Origin of the sequence: Enterococcus sp. DIV1337a, assembly GCF_051712285.1 — a bacterium.
Classification (GTDB): domain Bacteria; phylum Bacillota; class Bacilli; order Lactobacillales; family Enterococcaceae; genus Enterococcus; species Enterococcus faecalis.
Genome location: NZ_JBIOOP010000001.1, coordinates 542,685 through 562,557, shown reverse-complemented (window position 1 = coordinate 562,557; position 19,873 = coordinate 542,685). Strand labels below are relative to the sequence as shown.

Here is a 19,873-nt window from a genome sequence, read left to right as displayed (position 1 = left end):
AACTAGCCATCGAAAGGCTAGTTTGTTTTGTTATTTATTCCGACCGAATACTTCAATTTGGGTCAACGCTGGAAACGGAGAAGAGTCCAGCGCTTTTCGTAAGCATTTTAATGTCAAAGTTTGTGTTGATTTCATTGGGAACTTTATTTCTTGAAAACAGGCGGTATTCGTTGTGGCAACTACTCGTTCCTCACCATCTGAAAAAGCTAAAGTGACTTCCTCCCAATAGCTATCATGTGGGTAATCCGCCCGAAATAGCAAGCGGATCCAGTCCGTTTCTACAGGCCTGCCAAAGTCAATCGTTAACTGTGCCTCCTTTTGTTGGTTAATTCCCCAAGAAGCAAATGGATACGAACCATGAGAAAGGTTACCAAACTTAGAATCAATAGCATTTTTCGCAAAGAAAACAGCATCGTCTCTCGTTTCAACGTTTGCATACGCATGGGGATAGGCCCCTGAATATTCTTTTTGATCATGTGTATTCATAGAAAGATTTTGATAATTGTCTTTTTCAAACGTGTGCGCTTGTCGAACCATTATTTGGTGTCTTGCTGAATGAAAGGCTGTATCAACAAAAGCTTTTCGAGCAGATTCTTCTAATGGGATTTGATATTCCCAAACTTCTTCTTTTAGATAAATCAATGAAGGAGCCAAAGTTTCATCTAGTTGAACCACCAAATAAGGGCTAGTCCCTGTATAAGTCACTACAATTTTGTCGCCAACTTGATAAAAGTACTGTTTAATTGCTAATACCGCTGACGTTTCTCCCTCCGTCATGAAAGGTGCTTCTGGCTTCTCGTGATCGATTCGGCCAGTAATAATTTGATTGTCTTTATTTTTCAATTCGATTTTTATCATTTTTATTCCTCCCTTGTCACACCACCTACCAAACAAATCAGGCGATGCGTTCCTATTGGTAGCTCTTTTTGCAAATAAGGTAAACTTGTTCTTGGGAAAAACAACGATGTATTGGGTTCAGGTTGAAGAATACCTGCGTGGTCATACCCTTCAATTGCAACTATTTGCGAACACAATTCTCCTGAATCGACTCTAGCCCACTCTTTACCAAGTTCTTTTTCTGGAAATTTTCCAAGTAACGGTAGAGTGAATCCTCCTTCTCGCACTTTTAATGGAACCGATGTCACTATCTCATGTACTCTAACATGCCATTCTCCAAAAGGATAAATGGTTGTTTCAATTTCTACTTCTTGAAAAGGTAGCCATTTATAATAAACCTGCTCCTCTGTTAAATAAAAATCATGAACTTTCCCTTTAACACGAAAATATTCACCATCACGAGAAACAGCCAATACGTTATCAAAAGCCCCCTCATCATAACGCGCACCAGCTTTGGGAACGCTAAAACCAAAGCGACTAGAATAGACAAATTTACTATATTTAGCCGCAGCATGCGCTTGATTTTCAAGCCATAGTCCTGCAGGATAGCCAAGGACATGCGTTTTCATTTTAGGATGGATTAATAACATGTTTCCCTTTTCAATCAAACGCTTTTCTTCTCGTTTTATCGCCAGCGGTTCAGCACGCCAAAACGGATGGTCTTGATCCACTGCGAGTAACAAAAATGTTTTAAAGGCCCAATACGGAGAGCCTGGTGCGTTATAGCCTTCTGCCATTACTAAATTTTCATAATGATAGCCAATGGACAACCGACCATCATAAGTGAAAATAGCCTGTTGCATCCAACAGTGTAAATGTTTTGCTAACAGCGTTTTTATTTGTCCCCAAGGTAACGCCTCTACTTCTGCAAATATCAAAGCTGCGAAAAACGCTCCTTGAGCAAATCGATACGTTTGACTACGTCCGTAAGGTAACGCTTCGCCCTCCTTATCAAAATAGTACAGATAGTCCTGCGCGAACATAACGGCTCGTTCTGTAAAACGTTTCGCACGAACAGGATCTCTTTCTCGCATAAATTTGACATAAATCAAACTATAATAATGAAAAGCAAACGAAATATAATAATCTCTTTGCGTAGTTTTACCATCCATGTACCAACCATCACCTAAATACATGCGTTCAATCAACGCCAATTCTTCCTCTAGTTCCGTTTGGTTAATCACTTGTCCACATCCCTCGAGTGCCAAACGAATGAGCACTTTAAAAAACGTCCAATTATTTTTAGGAATTTTACAACCAAGTGCCTTATTTAACCAAGCTATGATATTTTTTTGCTGTTTCTCAGAAAAACAGGACCATAAATATGTCTTATGAAGCAATAAAGTTAAAGATAATGCTGCTGCTTCCACAATATATTGATCATAATCAACAATATCGCCCCAATAATCTGGGGATGACGGATCAGTTCCTGCGATTAATTTTTCCACATAAGCATCTCTTAAAACATCATCTTTACAAGCAACCCAATGTGGTCCAATTCCCCATAATGGTCGAATGAGCGCTTCCATTTCAGCATGTTGCTGATCATATACAGCACCACTGGACCCAAAATTCACGCCAGGTTTTTCTGATGTTAAAATAGCCGTTTTTAAAGGTGTCATGATTGTTTCAAAAGCTTCCAAATATGCTTCTCTGGTCAAAAAAAGATTACTTTTTAACGATTCCATGCTTTTCGCCCCCATTAGTTTAATTCAAAGAATAACAAGAGCACTTATTTTTTTCAACTATCGTTTAATGAATAAAACGGCGTATTATGAGAGCAGCATTTCACCTTCCCTAAACTTAACATATTAATTTTTTCTTTATTTTTGTTGAACCTTGAGCTATTCACTTTATCCGACAAAACTTCCTTTATCAAAAATGAATAATAAATGAAAAATAAGTAGTCTAACGTAGGAAATTCTCATAATAAATATTTTAAAAAAAAAAGAGTCTATGACAAAAATCCAAAGAGATTTTTGTCATAGACTTAAAATATGATAGAAAAGACATCAAAAGTAATGGTCTGATTAACCTTCACAAGTTTTATGATGCTTTTCAAGATATCATTTTGATACAAATTTACGCCATGCGGTTTACAATAAAAGAGTAAATAGCGATACAGATAATCGCTCCTAGCAACGCTGAGATAATTGGAAAGCCGCCGATGACTGGTCCTAAAGAAGGCAACAAGAGTGATGCTACCCAACTTCCTAAAAAGCCCACGATAATATTTCCAATAATGCCACCTGGCACGTCTTTTCCTAAAATTGCGCCAGCAATTGCGCCAATAATTCCTCCGACAATTAATGCCCATAAAAAGCTAAACATTTGAAAAACCTACCTTTCATAGTTAATTTTTTTAGTTAATTTTCCTACTTTAAGAATAAAACAGAAAGCAGACTTTTTCAAAAGATAGGACCTTTTAGAAGTCAATTTATTCTTCTACATAAGCTAAACGATAGGAAACTGTGCGACCAAAAGAAAATACTTGCAAACCTTGTAAGCGATCTGATTTCAAGTAACCAATGGCTCCTTGGAATAAGGGTAAAACACCGGCATCTTTTTCAATTAATGTTTTTTCTAAACTTAGTAATTCATTCCAGCGTTTTTCAGGTTCATTGGCGTAATCTTTTCTAACTTTTTGGAGACCCGCATCATACGCTGAATCGTTATAACCAGAAGTATTTAAGCCACTTTTTGAGTCATAAAATTCTAAAAAATTAATGGGATCAGCATAGTCAGGTGTCCATGTTCCAAAGGCTAAATCGTAATTACCTGCTGTTTGTAAATCCAAACGATTTTGCAAAGGCAGTGATTTTAATTTGATTGTTAAACCTGGTAAATTTTGTTGCAATTGCCCTTGAACAAATTCAATGGTTTTCTTGGCAATCGCTGAGTCCGCTGAGATTAGCTCCAATTCAATTTTATCTTTGCCCAACTCTTCTTTCGCTTTGGTCCAGTTGGCTTGGGCTTCTTTAATATTATATGGCAATAAATCACCATTTTCTTTGCGGAAATCTTCACCTGTATCTGGATTTTTTGCAAAATTAGCTGGTACAAAACCATTTAAAGCTGTCGAGCCATCCCCTAAAATTTCTTTTGCAAAAGTTTCTTTGTCAATCGCTTGTAAAAAAGCTTTTCGAACATGTTCATTGCCGGTAATTTCACGGCGATGATTGGGACTTAAATAACCCACCATGGCTTTAGGCACAAAATGCGCTTGTTTTGAGTCTTTATATTGCAGTGCATAAGTATCTGCTAAAACAGTGTAATCTAAATCGCCATTATCAAAAAGATTGGCTCCTGTGCCAATTTCTTTCACTACTTGAACATCAATTTCATTCAATTTGACGTGTTCTTTATCCCAATAATGATCATTCTTCTTCAATTTCCAGGTTTCTGAATTGCCATCCCAGCCTGAAATTACAAACGGCCCATTGCCAACAAAATTATCTGCAGAAGTCCCATAGGCAGTGCCTTTTTCTTTGGCAAAGGCTTCATTTTTAGGCATAAAAGGTGTCCCCACCAAAACTTGGGCTAAATAAGGAATTGGATTTTCCAATGTTAGTTCTAGTGTCTGGTCATCGATTGCTTTGACACCAAATTCTTCCATCGTGGCTTGTCCTTCCCGAACCGCACGTCCATTTTTAAAAATATCCATTTGATTACTGCTGCTTGAACCATACGCTGGATCGACCACGTTTCTAAAAGCAACTACAAAATCCCCTGCTTTAACAGGATCCCCGTTTGTCCATTTTGCCTCTCGCAACTTAAATGTATAGACTAACCCGTCTTCACTAACTTGTGGCTCTGCTTTCGCCATAGCTAGCTCAGGATCTCCGTTTTTATCTTGTCGATACAAGCCTTCAACCACTTGACCAATCATATCGGAACTATAGACATCTGTATAATGAGCGCTGTCTAATGTCGATAGTTCACCACCAGATGCGACGTTAATTTTCTGTGTGGCTGTTTCGTTCGAGGTTGTTTTCGAACCACCACTGCCACACGCTGCTAAGACCAAGCCCAACACAACAAGTCCGATTAACCACTTTTTCTGTTTCATACCAAAACTCCTCCTTCTGTTCAAACAACTTACTTACATTTTACATGATTTTCCATATATTTGTCCTTTTTCAGCACTTACTTTTTGAAAGAAAAATATTTTTTTAAGAATAAGAGTTGACAGATATTTTTTCTGGTGGTACAGTATTGAAAAACAGAGAACAGAAGAGTAACTGTTTCCTTTAGTGAAGAGAGTCTTTGGTTGGTGGAAAAAGACGTAAAGAAACAGCGAACCACATCTGGGAGTTGACTTTTTGAACCCTTAGTAGGAAAGTCCGGGACCACTCGTTAACAGGCGAAGTTATGAACTTCATGAGGTTCGTGTTGTGAAACACGAATAAACTAAGGTGGAACCACGATAATTGATTATTCGTCCTTTGGCTGACTAGCCAAAGGACTTTTTTGTTTTTTAGAGGCACTTTCAAACTGAGAGCGTCATTCAACCACTCAAGTCTGTTGTCCCCTTTTCTTTATGCTTAATGGGATAATCTAGAAAAACAACAGGTTTTCTGTTCCGTTCGAACAATTTCATACTTACAATCAAGGCTTAGGACATAGTAATTTAGCTCTTCCTTTACAGAGACTTTTTCATTGGCTGAAAGAAAAAGATGGCTTCTTCTTTACTCACACCTAAAAGATGTTTTTCTGAATCCTTTAGTAAGAAAAACCGGTGGCTCTATCGTTAACAGAGAGTAGTTGTCAACGCAACTACATGAGGCTTATCTTGTGAAAGATAAGTAAATTGAGGTGGCACCACGAATGCGATTCGTCCTCTTGGCTCACAGCCAAGAGGCTTTTTTGTTTTTTTAATAAAAATTGTTGGAGGAAAAAATGATGGATTATATTTTAGAAATTTTACCTGCTTTAGTTAGCGGAGCTGGCATGACACTGAAAGTCTTTTTCTTTACGCTCCTTGGCTCGATTCCACTGGGGATTGTCATTGCCTTTATTTTACAAAGTTCGTTTAAACCTTTACGTTACTTAATTAACTTCTACATTTGGTTAATGCGCGGCACTCCACTATTGTTACAATTAATTTTTGTTTTCTACGGCTTACCATTAATTGGTATTGTCTTTGAACGTTACGACGCGGCCTTATTCGCATTTATTTTAAATTATGCTGCGTACTTTGCTGAAATTTTCCGTGGGGGGATTCAAGCCATTCCCCAAGGACAATATGAAGCTGCCAAAGTTTTACGTTTAACACGTTTTCAAACAGTCACGCGGATTATTTTGCCACAAGTTGTTAAAATCGTGCTGCCTTCCGTAGGAAATGAAATTATCAATTTGGTTAAGGATACTTCTCTTATTTATGTCCTTGGCTTAGGCGATCTTTTACGTGCTGGTAAAATTGCGATGAGCCGCGATGTTACATTAGTGCCATTAGCTTTAGTGGGAGTGATTTATTTACTCTTTACAGCAATTTTAACTGTTGCTTCTAAGAAAATTGAAAAATTCTATCAATATTATAAATAGGAGGAATCTACCATGTTAACTATTAAAAATTTAACCAAACATTTTGATAACCGGATCATTATTGATCACTTAAATTTAGAAATTCCAGATGGTAAAATTTTAACGATTGTTGGTCCTTCAGGCGGCGGAAAAACCACTTTGCTTCGTTGTTTAGCTGGTTTAGAAACCATTGATTCTGGTGAACTTTTGTTGGATGGTGTTCCTTTCAATCCTGCTGAAATGGACAATGCCGATCAAGTGGTTGGGGTCGTTTTTCAGGATTTCCAACTTTTCCCTCACTTATCAGTTTTAGAAAACATTACCTTAGCACCTACATTAGTACTAAAAGAAGAAAAATCAAAAAGTCAGCAAGAAGCTTTAGAATTACTGGAAAAATTGGGCTTGGCTGGTAAAGAAAAACTCTATCCGTATCAACTTTCCGGTGGACAAAAACAACGAGTTGCACTTGCTCGTGCCTTAGCAATGAAGCCAAAAGTTCTTGGGTACGATGAACCAACAAGTGCGTTAGATTCTGCTTTACGCCAACAAGTGGAAGAAGTTATTTTAGATTTACGGAAACAAGGCATGACACAGATCGTCGTGACCCACGATATGGCTTTCGCTGAAAAAATTGCAGACAATCTTTTGACGGTTGCCCCCGTCCAATAGAAAGGAGTTTATAATGAAAAAGAAATCTTCTTTAGCCTTGCTGGTTATCTGTTGTAGTTTACTCCTATTTGCAGGTTGTGGTAAAAGAAAAAGCAACGAAGATCAATGGACACGGATTAACGAAGAAAAACGGATTATTATTGGCTTAGATGACTCCTTTGTGCCCATGGGTTTTCAAGATAAAGCAGGCAAAATTGTCGGCTTTGATGTCGACTTAGCCAAAGCGGTTTTTAAACTTTATGGCATTTCCGTTGACTTCCAACCGATTGATTGGTCTATGAAAGAAACAGAATTACAAAATCAAACCATTGATCTTATTTGGAACGGCTACACTAAAACGAGCGAGCGGGCCGAAAAAGTTCAATTCACACAACCTTACATGACGAACGACCAAGTACTTGTTTCTTTAAAAGAAAAAAACATTGCAACAGCGAGCGACATGCAAGGCAAAATTTTAGGGGTTCAAAATGGCTCTTCTGGCTATGATGGCTTCGAAAGTCAGCCCAACGTTTTGAAAAAATTTGTTAAAGACCAAACGCCTATTTTATATGACGGCTTTAATGAAGCTTTCTTAGATTTAAAATCTGGTCGAATTGACGGACTCCTAATCGATCGCGTTTACGCCAACTACTATCTTTCCCACGAAGATAATTTAAAAAACTATACTATTTCTCATGTCGGCTATGACAATGAAGATTTTGCTGTGGGCGTCCGCAAATCAGACAATCAATTAGTCCAAAAAATCAATGCTGCCTTTGAAACTTTACGAAATGATGGCACCCTTAGTAAAATTTCTCAAAAATGGTTTGGAGAGGACGTTACAAATCATTAAAAGTTGACCAATAAAAAATCCTGAAGCTCTCAAAATCGAGAGTTTCAGGATTTTTTTATCCAATTGTTTCTTCAAATTGTTGAGTGATTCGATACGTTTTCGGTTTCTTCCCTTGAACTTGAATATACGCTTGTTTTTCTAATGTTTCCGTTATTCGCTTAACTTTTCCGTAGGACCAGTTTTGATTTTCTTGAATTTCTTTAATCGACACACTTTCGGTACCGTTTCTAAACATATGTGCTTGAATTAATAAAAACAGAACACTACATTCATCTTCAGATAACTTTGAATGTTTTAACCATTGCGTGGCTCTTTTCAACTGATTAGTCCATGTTCTCAGCTCTTCTAAAATTTCCGTTTGTCCTAATAAGATAAATTCATACATCGTCTGAACAAAAAGAGTTACTTCTCCTCTATTTCTTGGATTTGTGACTTCGGAAAAAGCTTTTTCATATTTTCTCTTATTATGGATTACGGCATTGGAAACAGTCAATCCTGTCAGTGGATCCAATTTTCTAGAGAGATAGTTAGACATCAAAAAACGGCCCATTCGTCCATTCCCATCATAGAAGGGATGAATATACTCAAAATAGTAATGACTGATACAACATTTAAGTAAACTTGGTAATGCTGATTGATTCATAAAAAGGATAAGTTTTTCTAGATCAGCTATAATACTTTCTTCGTTGGAACTACCTTGATGAACAACTTTGTCTTTATCGCTAATATACACAACAGATTTCCTAAATAATAAACCATCTGGATAGTCTTCTTTTTGGATATCAGTTTTAAAGAGTTCATCATAGATTTCTCTAAATTGACCTAATGTTTCTATTTTTAGCATTTTATCAGTCACAATACCTTTATACATGTTTACAATACCCTGAAATCTTTCAGTTGAATTAGCATTTAATTTGTGTAAAACTTTGCTAATATCTTTTCTTGAACTTTTAACCCCTTCAATTTCATTCGTACTTTGTATCTCTTCAATCAATTGATAAAAAAAGATATTTTTTTGTACAATTTTTGGTAATTTATGTATATATCTCATTATTTCTTGAGAATTTTTCATAATTTTTTCTTGTAATACGCTGTGTTGAAGTAAAGGAACGTAGAATAACTCATAGGTTTCTTTTGTTTTCCGTTCTTCTTTGTCAAAAGGGTGGATAAATAACTTAGTTTGTAAAGTAGAATCAAAATTTAAACGTTCTTGATATTTCTTTTCAAAAGAATCTCTATTTTTATAAAAATCTACTTTTAGTAATTTATATGTCATTATACCCCTCTTTTCTTATTCTAAATTACAAAAAAACGTTTTTTTGTAATTTAGAATATCTTTCACTTCAATTTAACATTCAAAATTACAAAATTCAACTATTTTATAATTTTAAATTCACATAGAAAATTTAGCAAATTCTAACTTATGAAGAACTTTTATTTTTGCTACACTAGTAAAAGTCGAGAGAATTTGTCCTTTTTCTGCCTAGAACAATCATTACTCTCAATAAATGAAAGGAGAAAAAAATGCCTACTAATAAAAAAGAAGGACTGCTTTTTACCACGTTAATGTGCTTTCTGATGGTTTTCGGAATGAGCACCTATAATTTATTATTGCATGGAGAATTTTCATTGTACGCCTTATCAAAAGGTTTGCTTCCTGGTTTTATCGTTGCTTTTATTTTAGATGTTTTCGTCGTTGGTGTCTTAGCTAAGAAAATCGCTTTTTCTTTACCCTTTAATAAAGAAAAACGGCTATTGCTGATTCTGACAATTTCGAGCTTCATGATTATCGGCATGGTGACTTGTATGTCTTTATTTGGTTTATTAATGGAAAGCCAGACGTTGTCACTAAGTGCCTATTTCCAAGCTTGGGGCCTGAACTTTATTGTTGCCCTTCCTTATCAATTGCTGATTGTCGGTCCCTTTTCACGTATGATCTTAACCAATTACCAACAACGACAAACTTAGAAAATAGCTTTCTTATCTAAGTTTTAACAGTTGCCCAAAAAAAAGTTAATCTTTTTGATTTATCTTAGTGATAGTTCACTAAAGGAGGAACTGAAGTTGAAAAAATATCGTATTAGCTTATTTCTTGGCTTGATTAGTCTTTTATTATTTATGATTTCTATTTTAGTTAGATCAACATTGTCTAGCGATGGACTCTTAAAAGAACCCGCCTTTTTCTGTACGCCCCTCGGTTACTTTTTTCTCTTCATCGCCTTGCTTTCAGTTATAACAATCACATTTAAAGAACATATGAATCAAAAAGGTAAAACAAAACAGCCTTAAAAAGAGCCTGACGTGTCAAAACATCAGGCCCTTTTTTTATAAAAACATGTAAGCTTAATTTGCAACAATATTTACTAATTTATCTGGAACAGCAATCACTTTGCGCACTGTTTTTCCTTCAATAAATTCTTTAACAGCTTCATGGTTCATTGCAATTTGTTCTAATTCTTCTTTGCTTAACCCACGAGCGACATTTTGTTTGCCACGTAATTTTCCGTTCACTTGGAAAACTACTTCCACTTCATCTTCTACTAAGGCCGCTTCATCATAGGTTGGCCAAGGGACATAAGTTAAGCTTTCATCGTTACCTAAAATTTGCCATAGCTCTTCACCAATATGTGGCGCGATTGGCGCAAGTAATTGGACAAATCCTTCCACATATTCATAAGGTAAGGCATCCACTTTATTGGCTTCATTCACAAAAACCATTAATTGAGAAATCGCTGTATTAAAGTGCAAGTTCGCCATATCTTCTGTCACTTTTTTAACCGTTTGATGATAAACTTTCGTTAAACGGCCATCATTAATTGTGGTAATTCGATCACGCATTTTGCCTTCTTCATCAACAATCAGACGCCAAACGCGATCTAAGAATTTACGACTTCCTTCTAATCCATTTTCATTCCAAGCAATGGAAGCATCTAATGGGCCCATGAACATTTCATAAAGACGTAACGTATCCGCACCATATTTAGCCACCACATCATCCGGATTTACAACATTGCCACGTGATTTAGACATTTTTTCGTTGTTTTCTCCTAAAATCATGCCTTGGTTGTATAATTTTTGGAAAGGTTCTTTGGTAGGAACTACACCAATGTCATATAAGAATTTATGCCAGAAACGAGCATAAAGTAAATGCAATACCGCATGTTCGGCACCACCAATATAGATATCGACTGGTAACCAACGTTTTAATTTTTCAAAATCAGCAATTTCGTTTTTATTATGAGGATCAATGAATCGTAAGTAATACCAAGAGCTTCCAGCCCATTGTGGCATAGTATTCGTTTCACGTTTTCCTTTCATGCCGGTTTCTGGGTCGATGACATTGACCCATTCATCAATGTTTGCTAATGGTGATTCCCCAGTTCCGCTTGGACGAATATCCGACGTTACTGGCAAACATAACGGTAACTCAGATTCAGGAACCGTTGTGGTTGTCCCATCTTCCCAATGGATCACAGGAATTGGTTCACCCCAGTAGCGTTGACGAGAGAATAACCAGTCACGTAAACGATAAGACACTTCTTTTTTCCCTACGTGATTTTCTTCTAGCCACTCATTCATTTTAGCAATGGCTTCTGCCTTGTTTAATCCATTTAAGAAATCAGAATTGATATGCGGTCCATCACCTGTATAGGCTTCTGTTGTAATGTCGCCACCTGCGATTACTGGTAGGATATCAATGCCAAATGTTTTCGCAAATTCATAATCCCGTTCATCATGCGCTGGTACCGCCATGATTGCGCCTGTACCATAGGTTGCTAAAACATAATCACCAATCCAAATTGGAATTTCTTGGCCATTGACTGGATTGATAGCATACGCACCTGTGAAAACACCTGTTTTTTCTTTTGCTAAATCCGTTCTATTTAAATCAGATTTCTTTGAGGTTTCTTCGATATACGCTTCTACAGCTGCTGTTTGTTCAGGTGTCGTAATTTTTTTCACTAGTTCTAGTTCGGGAGCTAGAACAGTATAGGTTGCACCGAACAAGGTATCAGGACGAGTTGTAAACACCGTGAAACTTTCTTCCGTGCCAGCGACTTTAAAGGTCACATTGGCCCCTTCAGAACGCCCAATCCAATTTCGTTGCATATCTTTAATACTTTCTGGCCAATCAACAAGCTCTAAATCTTCTAATAAGCGATCTGCATAAGCGGTAATTTTCAGCATCCATTGACGCATTGGTCGGCGAACCACGTCATAACCGCCACGTTCACTTTTTCCATCAATGACTTCTTCATTTGAAATAACAGTGCCTAATTCAGGTACCCAGTTAACCGCGACTTCTGCTTCATAAGCTAACCCTTTTTCATATAATTTTGTAAATATCCATTGTGTCCATTTGTAATATTCAGGATCAGTGGTATTAATTTCGCGATTCCAATCATAGCTGAATCCTAGTGAATTAATTTGGCGACGAAATGTTTCGATATTTTTCTTAGTAAATTCAGCTGGGTCATTCCCTGTGTCTAACGCATATTGTTCTGCTGGCAAACCAAACGCATCCCAGCCCATTGGATGCAACACATTATAGCCTTGCGCACGTTTCATACGTGAAAGAATATCAGTTGCTGTATAGCCTTCCGGGTGACCTACGTGTAAGCCTTGTCCAGATGGATAGGGAAACATATCTAGTGCATAAAATTTTTCTTTATTTGGGTCGTCCAATGTATTGAAACAATTGTTCTTAGCCCAATATTTTTGCCATTTTTTCTCAATCTCTTTGTGATTGTAGCTCATGTTATTCCTCCTAGTAATATAAAATTTTTCATTCTTAAAATTTGCCACCTGTAGCCATTGTCACTGTTCTGGCTTAGAATAGCCAATTAGTGTGAAAAAAAAAAGTCCTATAGGAAAAATTCCTATAGGACGTGAACATACAAATGCACCGTGGTACCACCTAAATTCGTCAAAGAAACGGTCAGTCACCGTCACCTTAACCTCAAACGTCTTAACGGTCGTCACCGACTTTTCCTACTTGGTTTGTTCAAAAAAGTAACTTAAAGGCGAGTTCAAAAGCTTCTGTACGTATTTCCACCAACCATACGCTCTCTATTACATGGTTCTTTCTACTATTCCTTCTCATTGTTTTTTTCTATTATAAGACTCATGTTACCAAAGATAGCTATTTTTTTCAATCTTAAATTAACCAACTTTTAAAGTTTGACCAATATAAATTGTATCCCCGCTTAAGCCATTTAGTTGTTTGATTTTTTGGATGCTGATACCGTATTGCATGGATAAGCCCCAAAGTGAATCACCGCTTTTAACTGTATGGCGTTTGCCTGATGCACTATTTGTTGAAGAAGCATTGCCACCTGCAGAAGCGCCTTTTTTCACGATAATTGTTTGACCAGCAAAAATTAAATCGCCTTTGATCCCGTTCCATGAACGTAGATTAGCAACGCTCACGCCAAACTGTGCAGAAATTTTATTCAACGTATCGCCTGATTTAATCGTGTAGGATGTTGTCGCACCGCCACCATTATTCGTAGGCTTGTTCGTATTCGTTGAACCTGAGTTAGCGCCTTTTTTCACGATAATCTTTTGACCAGCAAAAATCAAACTACCGCTGATGTTATTCCAGGCTTGTAAGTTAGCCACACTAACACCGAATTGTGCAGAAATTTTGTTCAAGGTATCCCCTGATTTAATCGTGTAGTACGTATTCGTTCCTGATTGATTATTGTTAGAGCCACCGTTGTTTGAGCCACCAGTGTTACCTGAAGTACCTTTTTTCACAATAATTTTTTGACCAGCGAAGATTAAGTCGCCAGAAATGCCATTCCATGAGCGTAAATTAGCAACACTCACGCCATATTGGGCGGCAATTTTGTTCAAGGTATCGCCTGATTTAATTGTGTAGTACGTATTCGTTCCTGATTGATTATTGTTAGAGCCACCGTTGTTTGAGCCACCAGTGTTACCTGAAGTACCTTTTTTCACGATGAGCTTTTGACCAACGAAAATTAAATCGCCAGAAATGCCATTCCATGAGCGTAAATTAGCAACACTCACACCATATTGCGCGGCAATTTTATTCAAGGTATCCCCTGATTTTACAGTATAGTACGTGTTCGTTCCTGATTGATTATTGTTAGAACCACCGTTGCCTGAGCCACCAGTATTACCTGAAGTACCTTTTTTCACGATGAGTTTTTGACCAACGAAAATTAAATCGCCAGAGATGCCATTCCATGAGCGTAAATTAGCAACACTCACACCATATTGCGCGGCAATTTTATTCAAGGTATCCCCTGATTTTACAGTATAGTACGTGTTCGTTCCTGATTGATTATTGTTAGAACCACCGTTGCCTGAGCCACCAGTATTACCTGAAGTACCTTTTTTCACGATGAGTTTTTGACCAACGAAAATTAAATCGCCAGAGATGCCGTTCCATGAGCGTAAATTAGCAACACTCACACCATATTGCGCGGCAATTTTATTCAAGGTATCCCCTGATTTTACAGTATAGTACGTGTTCGTTCCTGATTGATTGTTAGAACCGCCTGCTCCTGGATTCACTGTTCCGCCCCCAGTATTCCCACCAGAAGATGGTGTATCATATTGAGTTAAGTTATATGCGGTAATGACATTATTTAATTTAGCGTTGTAGCTAGGATCTGTCGCATAACGACCTGTTAACCAGGCAGTTGCATCGCGGTACGAGCTTGTATTGCTTTTCCAAGCCCCAGCATAATAGTAAACGCCCGCTTGGAAAGAAGTTGTTTTTAGCACGTGCGCATTATCTTGGAATGATTCCATATAAGAAGGATATTTACGGAAGGGTTCCTTTTTCACTAACCATTTGCCGTTTAAATATTCCCATGTATCCATATAGACAGATTGTCCATTGTAGCTGCCTTTAATCCCAAATAAGTTATAGTTTGGTGCCTTAGATAACGTACTTGCCCCCCAACCACTTTCAACGATTGCTTGAGCCATCATCACTGATGCATATAAATCATTGGCTTGCGCAATAGGCTGTGCACAACGAGCTAACTCGGCAATAAATTCTGAAGGACTTTGCGTCGGTGATAACGCTGAAAAAGTTTGCGCAGAAGCTACTCTAGCTTCTGGTACTTTTACTTCATTATCGGGTGTAACCGCAGGCGCTGCTTCAGACTCGGTTGTTGAAGGAGCTACTGGCGCGATTTCTGCTACTGAAGAGTCAGTCGTTCCTGATTCCACAGGTGTAGTTGAATCAACTGTTGGTTGTTCGGTGCTTGGTGTTGTTGGTGTTTCTTTTGATGATTCAGTTGTCGATTCAGTCGTTGTTGACGAATCCGTTGTCGGTTGTTCCGTAGTTCCTGGCGTAGTTTCTGTTGTTGGTGTCTCTACTAAGCCAGTTTCCGTAGTAGGTGCTTGGGCAACTTCCGCATTTGTTGGCTGCTCTTCTGTTGCCTCAGCAGTCACTGGTAATAACGCAACGGGCGTTCCTACAGATGAAACAATTAACGCCGAGCTGAATAAAGTAGTACTCTTCTTCCATTGTACTGGCGTTTTCTTTCTTTGTTGTGCTTTCCTTCTTTCGATACGTGACATTGATTCTTTCTTCATTGATACGTCCCCAACTTTCCTTTTTTAACTTATATGTAAATGTAATTTTTTAGTTTTGTTATTATAACAAGTATACCTTTTTTTCTGGCGAATTAAAAACACTTCAACAAAATTTCATATTAATGTAACCAGATTGTAAAGAAGTAATGTTTTTTAACATGGATTTACTCTCTTGTTACTACTCAAAAAAAAAACTGCGACTTTAGTTGTAGGCGCTTCTTTACCTTAGTCTGATTTTTTTAATTTCTCTTGTTATTCGCCCAAAAAGAAATTATAGTTTAAGATGAGAAATGAATCGTGTAGAAAGAGGGAGCGGAATGAATAAAGAACATTTTATTATTGAGCTGAAAATTTATTTAAAAGCGTTAAATCCAAAAGATCAAGCTATTATTCTTGCGAAATACAAGGCGTTATTTGATGCTCGTGTTGCGGAAGGCGAAACAGAAGAACAAGTAGCAAAATCATTGGGGAAACCACGGATTATCGCAGAAGAAATTTTAAAAGAACAAGGAATTGAATTGACGGAACGAAAAATTGAAAATAATGGCTGGCAAGAAATTCCAGCGGCTACACCTGCTTATGATCATCCCTATGAAGAAGAATCTGAATTTTACTATGATAATGATTCTCCTTACTATCAACGGCCACAGCATCGGCCGCTAACCCGCTTTTTCCAAGTGCTTGGTATTTTCTGTTTAAATTTTTTCTTCATGTTTTGGGTTATTTTAGGGATTGCCTTAATGTACATCGGTTGTGGCATTGCTGGAGCTACAACTTTATTTTCACCAATTTTTGGTATTTATAGCGTTATTACCCAAGCGAATGCCGCTTCCTTTTTCCAATTATCTATGAGTCTCTTTTTATTTGGTGCATCAATCATTGGTTGGTTACTGTTTCTACCAATTTTAAAATTTTCAGCACATGTCTTTAAGCGTTATTTCCAATGGAACATTGCTGTTTTACGAGGTGATATCTAATGAAAAAAACAACAGGTATTCTCTTATCCATTGCTGTCTTAGCGATGCTAATTGGTGGATCCGGCGCCGTCTATTTTTACAAACAAGCGGAAAAATCAGTCACGCCGCTAAAAGAAAGTTATACACTAAAAAATAAACAAGCAGGCGAAGAACTTCACTTATCCTTAAAAGGCACAGGTCCTTATACCATTTATAAAACTGATAGTAACAAAATGGCGTTACAATCACCGAATAATGCCTTTTATTCAAAAGCTGAAGGCACCTTAGATGTCAAAGAAGAAAAAAATAAAATAACAGCAACCATCAATACCACTCGTACACAAAACCAACCTGAGTTGTCATTTTTTAATATTGGTATTTTTAGTGACTTCACACCGAACGTGAGTGTCCAGATTCCTAATAACGTGAAAAAATTAGTGATTGATGGCTCAACCCATTCACAAGTTTCATTGAATGCTTTTAACGTAGACGAATTAACAACTAATCTACCAAATTCTTATGTCAATCTATCGGGCGTTAAAGCCAAAAAAATGACGCTTAACTCCTCAGATGGTATCTACCTTTCTGCGGATACTTCCGCTAAAACAGCAACAGTTAAATCCACTAGCGGTGATATAACGTTGGATTCAGCCTACTTCGATGAAATCAAAAATACGACTACTTCTGGTGATATTCGAGTGCAAAATGCTCGCGGAAACATTCAAGCAACAACGACAGATGGCGATATCAGCGTCTATAATTTCAAAGGAGAAGCTAACTTTTCAAGTGAAAATGGTGATTTTTCTTTAGAAATGCCTGCTGTGCCTAAAAAATTAACTGTCGCTCTTGTCCATGGAGATATTTATGTAAATTCTGGGGAAATTTTGCGTAACATTTCAATCAAAGGTGAATCAAAATTAGGCGATGTTCAACTTTTAAACAAAGAGCGAACATCTTATAAAAATGGTCGTTCGGATACAGAATTTAACCTTTCTAGCGAGTTTGGCGATATTACCGTTGATACTCCTGACGACGATAATCAATAAACATGCGCCATCTAAAACATCTGTTCTGGCAGCACAATGAGAGATTGTGCTACCAGAACTTTTTAATATCTGTATTCCCTCCAATCAGGCAATAAAATTATCTTTTAATTTTTTACCCTTTTGATGGTATAATACGGATTGTTGCGATTAAATTTTGAAAGGATTTTTTATGAAAAACAAACTTTATTATCAATTTGCAGGTAGTTGTTTTCTTTTAGTATTTATGTTTTTAGGCTATGTTGTTCGTTTTTATCCAACTTGGCTCAAAGGCTTTGATCAAACGATTACTTCTTTTGTTCGTCGTCCTTTTCCACAGTTAAATAACTTTTTTATTTGGTACACCAAGTTTGCCAATTCATTGACGATTATCATCTTAGCAATCGTTGTCATTGCTCTGTTTATTGTTTGGAAATATTATGCTGAAGCATTATGGCTCTTTATTAATACTGCCTTAATTGCTGGCGTAGGTAATTCTTTATTAAAATTATTCTTTATGCGCCAACGTCCTACTTTGGAGCATTTAGTAACTGAACATACGTATAGTTTTCCTAGCGGACATGCTGTAGGAAGTACCTTGTTCTACGGCACAATTTTATTGATTCTGCCAATTTTCATTAAAAATAGAACGGTCCGCCTTTGTGTGCAAATTTTACTAGGTATTGGGATTTTCATGATTGGGGTTAGTCGAATCTATTTAGGTGTCCATTTCCCTAGCGATATCTTAGGTGGTTTTTGTCTCGGTTTAGCTTGGTTGCTATTAAGTTACCCTATTTATTTAGAAAAACGCTTTGTTTGGCGATTTCAAAGCAAACAACGCTAGAAAGAAGTCTTGATTATGCAAATTTTTTCTTATTCAGATGATCCAAATAAACGCTACCACACTTGGAACTATGCACTTCGTCAACAGTTTGGTGAAAAGATTTTTAAAGTGCCAATTGATGGTGGCTTTGATTGCCCCAATCGTGATGGGACGGTTGCCAAAGGCGGTTGTACTTTCTGTAGTGTTTCTGGATCAGGTGACATGATTGTTGCACCTAGCGATCCGCTACCGCTGCAATTTCAAAAAGAAATCCAATTGATGCATCAAAAATGGCCAACAGTCGATCAATACATTGTTTACTTCCAAAATTTCACCAATACACATGCGCCAGTTGACGTTATTCGTCATCGGTTTGAACAAGTAGTCAATGAAAAAGGCGTCGTTGGTTTGTCCATTGGTACCCGTCCTGATTGTTTGCCTGATGAGGTGGTGAACTATTTAGCCGAATTAAACGAACGCTTTTATTTATGGGTGGAGTTGGGCTTGCAAACCACGTTTGAGGAAACTAGCGCTGCCATTAATCGCGCTCATGATTATCAAACATACCTAGATGGTGTGGCTAAATTACGGAAACACGGGATTCGGGTTTGTACACATTTAATTAACGGGTTACCTGGTGAAACACCTGCCATGATGCGCGAAAATGTGCGCCGAACTATTCAAGATTCAGATATTCAAGGGATTAAACTGCACTTACTTCATTTAATGACAAATACCAAAATGATGCGGGATTATAATGAAGGCCGCTTACAATTGATGAGCAAAGAAGCCTATGTTTCAGTGATTTGTGATCAGTTAGAAATGATTCCACCCGAAATTGTTATTCATCGCTTGACAGGCGACGCCCCCTTTGAAACAATTATCGGACCGATGTGGAGCTTGAAAAAATGGGAAGTCCTCAATGCGATTGATGCGGAAATGAAACGCCGCAACAGTTATCAAGGAAAATATACTGTCATTTCAAGAAAGGAAGTTTTCAATTAATGCTACAAACAGCCCTACATTTTAGTCACCAACTTTTAAAAGAAGTGGTGGAACCTGGCGACTTCGTCATTGATGCAACAATGGGAAATGGTCATGATACAGCATTCTTAGCAGAGCTGGTTGGCCCTTCTGGTGAAGTTTTCGCCTTTGATATCCAAAAAGAAGCGTTGATCAATACAGAACAAAAGTTAACAGAACTTCATTTACTTCCACAAACTACGTTATTTCCATTAGGACATGAACATCTTCATGCTGTCCTAGATGAAGAAACAGAAATCACTGCCGCTATTTTTAACTTAGGCTATTTACCTAAAAGTAATAAGGAAATTATTACAAAACCCACTACGACTAAACAGGCGTTAGACGGGTTACTGCCTCATTTGGTAAAAGGAAGTCGCATTATTTTAGTCGTTTATTATGGCCACGAAGGTGGTTCAGAGGAACTTGATTTGGTCACTAATTACACGCAAGCCTTACCACAAGATGTTTACAGTGTCTTACGTTATGAGTTTATCAATCAAAAAAATCAGCCACCTGTTCTTTTCTGTATTGAAAAGAAATAAGA

17 protein-coding genes and 3 other annotated features are annotated in these 19,873 nt (G+C 37.3%); of the genes, 10 read left to right on the top strand and 7 right to left on the bottom strand.

The genetic code is table 11. The annotated features are described in order from the left end of the window. Positions 1 to 30: 30 nt before the first annotated feature. The 4 genes from IGL49_RS02750 to IGL49_RS02735 form a co-directional block, all read right to left on the bottom strand. The gene (locus IGL49_RS02750) at positions 31 to 858 is read right to left on the bottom strand and encodes a hypothetical protein (protein ID WP_104855258.1); all 828 of its coding nucleotides are present in this window, start codon (positions 856 to 858) and stop codon (positions 31 to 33) included. A gap of 2 nt (positions 859 to 860) precedes the next feature. After that, positions 861 to 2,600 carry a DUF2264 domain-containing protein gene (locus IGL49_RS02745; RefSeq protein WP_164982899.1) on the bottom strand — a complete coding sequence of 580 codons (1,740 nt, stop codon included), beginning with the start codon at positions 2,598 to 2,600 and terminating at the stop codon, positions 861 to 863. 379 nt (positions 2,601 to 2,979) lie between these two features. After that, positions 2,980 to 3,228, bottom strand: a complete 249-nt coding sequence (locus IGL49_RS02740) for a GlsB/YeaQ/YmgE family stress response membrane protein (RefSeq protein ID WP_104855260.1) — start codon at positions 3,226 to 3,228, stop codon at positions 2,980 to 2,982. 106 nt (positions 3,229 to 3,334) lie between these two features. Next, positions 3,335 to 4,966, bottom strand: coding sequence for a peptide ABC transporter substrate-binding protein (locus IGL49_RS02735; protein ID WP_104855262.1), 1,632 nt, complete (start codon positions 4,964 to 4,966; stop codon positions 3,335 to 3,337). Between the two features lie 147 nt (positions 4,967 to 5,113). Continuing rightward, positions 5,114 to 5,346 (top strand) — a binding site (T-box leader). Positions 5,347 to 5,499: 153 nt separating this feature from the next. Further along, positions 5,500 to 5,742, top strand: a binding site (T-box leader). A gap of 54 nt (positions 5,743 to 5,796) precedes the next feature. Between IGL49_RS02735 and IGL49_RS02730 the strand changes: the two genes are divergently transcribed. The 3 genes from IGL49_RS02730 to IGL49_RS02720 are packed head-to-tail and all read left to right on the top strand — an operon-like array spanning position 5,797 to position 7,921. Further along, positions 5,797 to 6,441 (top strand): amino acid ABC transporter permease, encoded by a 645-nt coding sequence (locus IGL49_RS02730; RefSeq protein ID WP_174108317.1) that lies wholly within the window; start codon positions 5,797 to 5,799, stop codon positions 6,439 to 6,441. Between the two features lie 12 nt (positions 6,442 to 6,453). Next, the gene (locus tag IGL49_RS02725; protein WP_104855264.1) at positions 6,454 to 7,089 is read left to right on the top strand and encodes an amino acid ABC transporter ATP-binding protein; all 636 of its coding nucleotides are present in this window, start codon (positions 6,454 to 6,456) and stop codon (positions 7,087 to 7,089) included. Between the two features lie 13 nt (positions 7,090 to 7,102). After that, a complete protein-coding gene (locus IGL49_RS02720; protein ID WP_104855265.1) occupies positions 7,103 to 7,921 on the top strand; it encodes an amino acid ABC transporter substrate-binding protein in 819 nt (272 codons plus the stop codon). A gap of 55 nt (positions 7,922 to 7,976) precedes the next feature. On the opposite strand, the gene IGL49_RS02715 is transcribed toward IGL49_RS02720, so the two are convergent. After that, positions 7,977 to 9,197: a Fic family protein gene (locus IGL49_RS02715; RefSeq protein ID WP_104855266.1), complete on the bottom strand. Its 1,221-nt coding sequence runs from the start codon at positions 9,195 to 9,197 to the stop codon at positions 7,977 to 7,979. A 248-nt stretch (positions 9,198 to 9,445) separates the two neighbouring features. On the opposite strand from IGL49_RS02715, the gene IGL49_RS02710 reads away from it, so the two are divergent. Beyond that, positions 9,446 to 9,889, top strand: coding sequence for a DUF2798 domain-containing protein (locus IGL49_RS02710; RefSeq protein ID WP_104858179.1), 444 nt, complete (start codon positions 9,446 to 9,448; stop codon positions 9,887 to 9,889). Between the two features lie 96 nt (positions 9,890 to 9,985). Continuing rightward, positions 9,986 to 10,210: a DUF3955 domain-containing protein gene (locus IGL49_RS02705; RefSeq protein WP_164982900.1), complete on the top strand. Its 225-nt coding sequence runs from the start codon at positions 9,986 to 9,988 to the stop codon at positions 10,208 to 10,210. A 54-nt stretch (positions 10,211 to 10,264) separates the two neighbouring features. On the opposite strand, the gene leuS is transcribed toward IGL49_RS02705, so the two are convergent. Then, positions 10,265 to 12,679 carry a leucine--tRNA ligase gene (gene leuS / locus IGL49_RS02700; RefSeq protein ID WP_104855269.1) on the bottom strand — a complete coding sequence of 805 codons (2,415 nt, stop codon included), beginning with the start codon at positions 12,677 to 12,679 and terminating at the stop codon, positions 10,265 to 10,267. Between the two features lie 122 nt (positions 12,680 to 12,801). Further along, positions 12,802 to 13,034, bottom strand: a binding site (T-box leader). A gap of 50 nt (positions 13,035 to 13,084) precedes the next feature. Then, entirely contained in the window at positions 13,085 to 15,502 is a 2,418-nt protein-coding gene (locus IGL49_RS02695; RefSeq protein ID WP_104855270.1) for a LysM peptidoglycan-binding domain-containing protein, read from the bottom strand. Positions 15,503 to 15,819: 317 nt separating this feature from the next. Between IGL49_RS02695 and IGL49_RS02690 the strand changes: the two genes are divergently transcribed. The 5 genes from IGL49_RS02690 to IGL49_RS02670 all read left to right on the top strand — a co-directional run bounded on the left by IGL49_RS02690 (position 15,820) and on the right by IGL49_RS02670 (position 19,871). Beyond that, on the top strand, positions 15,820 to 16,479 hold the full coding sequence (locus IGL49_RS02690; protein ID WP_104855271.1) for a DUF1700 domain-containing protein: 660 nt from the start codon (positions 15,820 to 15,822) through the stop codon (positions 16,477 to 16,479). After that, complete coding sequence (locus IGL49_RS02685; protein ID WP_104855272.1) at positions 16,479 to 17,504, top strand: DUF4097 family beta strand repeat-containing protein; 1,026 nt, start codon at positions 16,479 to 16,481, stop codon at positions 17,502 to 17,504. Before IGL49_RS02690 ends, IGL49_RS02685 begins: the two co-directional genes overlap by 1 nt. Before the next feature lie 169 nt (positions 17,505 to 17,673). Continuing rightward, positions 17,674 to 18,324, top strand: coding sequence for a phosphatase PAP2 family protein (locus IGL49_RS02680; protein ID WP_104855273.1), 651 nt, complete (start codon positions 17,674 to 17,676; stop codon positions 18,322 to 18,324). A gap of 15 nt (positions 18,325 to 18,339) precedes the next feature. After that, entirely contained in the window at positions 18,340 to 19,308 is a 969-nt protein-coding gene (locus tag IGL49_RS02675; RefSeq protein WP_104858268.1) for a TIGR01212 family radical SAM protein, read from the top strand. Continuing rightward, positions 19,308 to 19,871, top strand: a complete 564-nt coding sequence (locus IGL49_RS02670) for a class I SAM-dependent methyltransferase (RefSeq protein ID WP_104855275.1) — start codon at positions 19,308 to 19,310, stop codon at positions 19,869 to 19,871. Before IGL49_RS02675 ends, IGL49_RS02670 begins: the two co-directional genes overlap by 1 nt. The last annotated feature ends 2 nt before the right edge of the window (positions 19,872 to 19,873 follow it).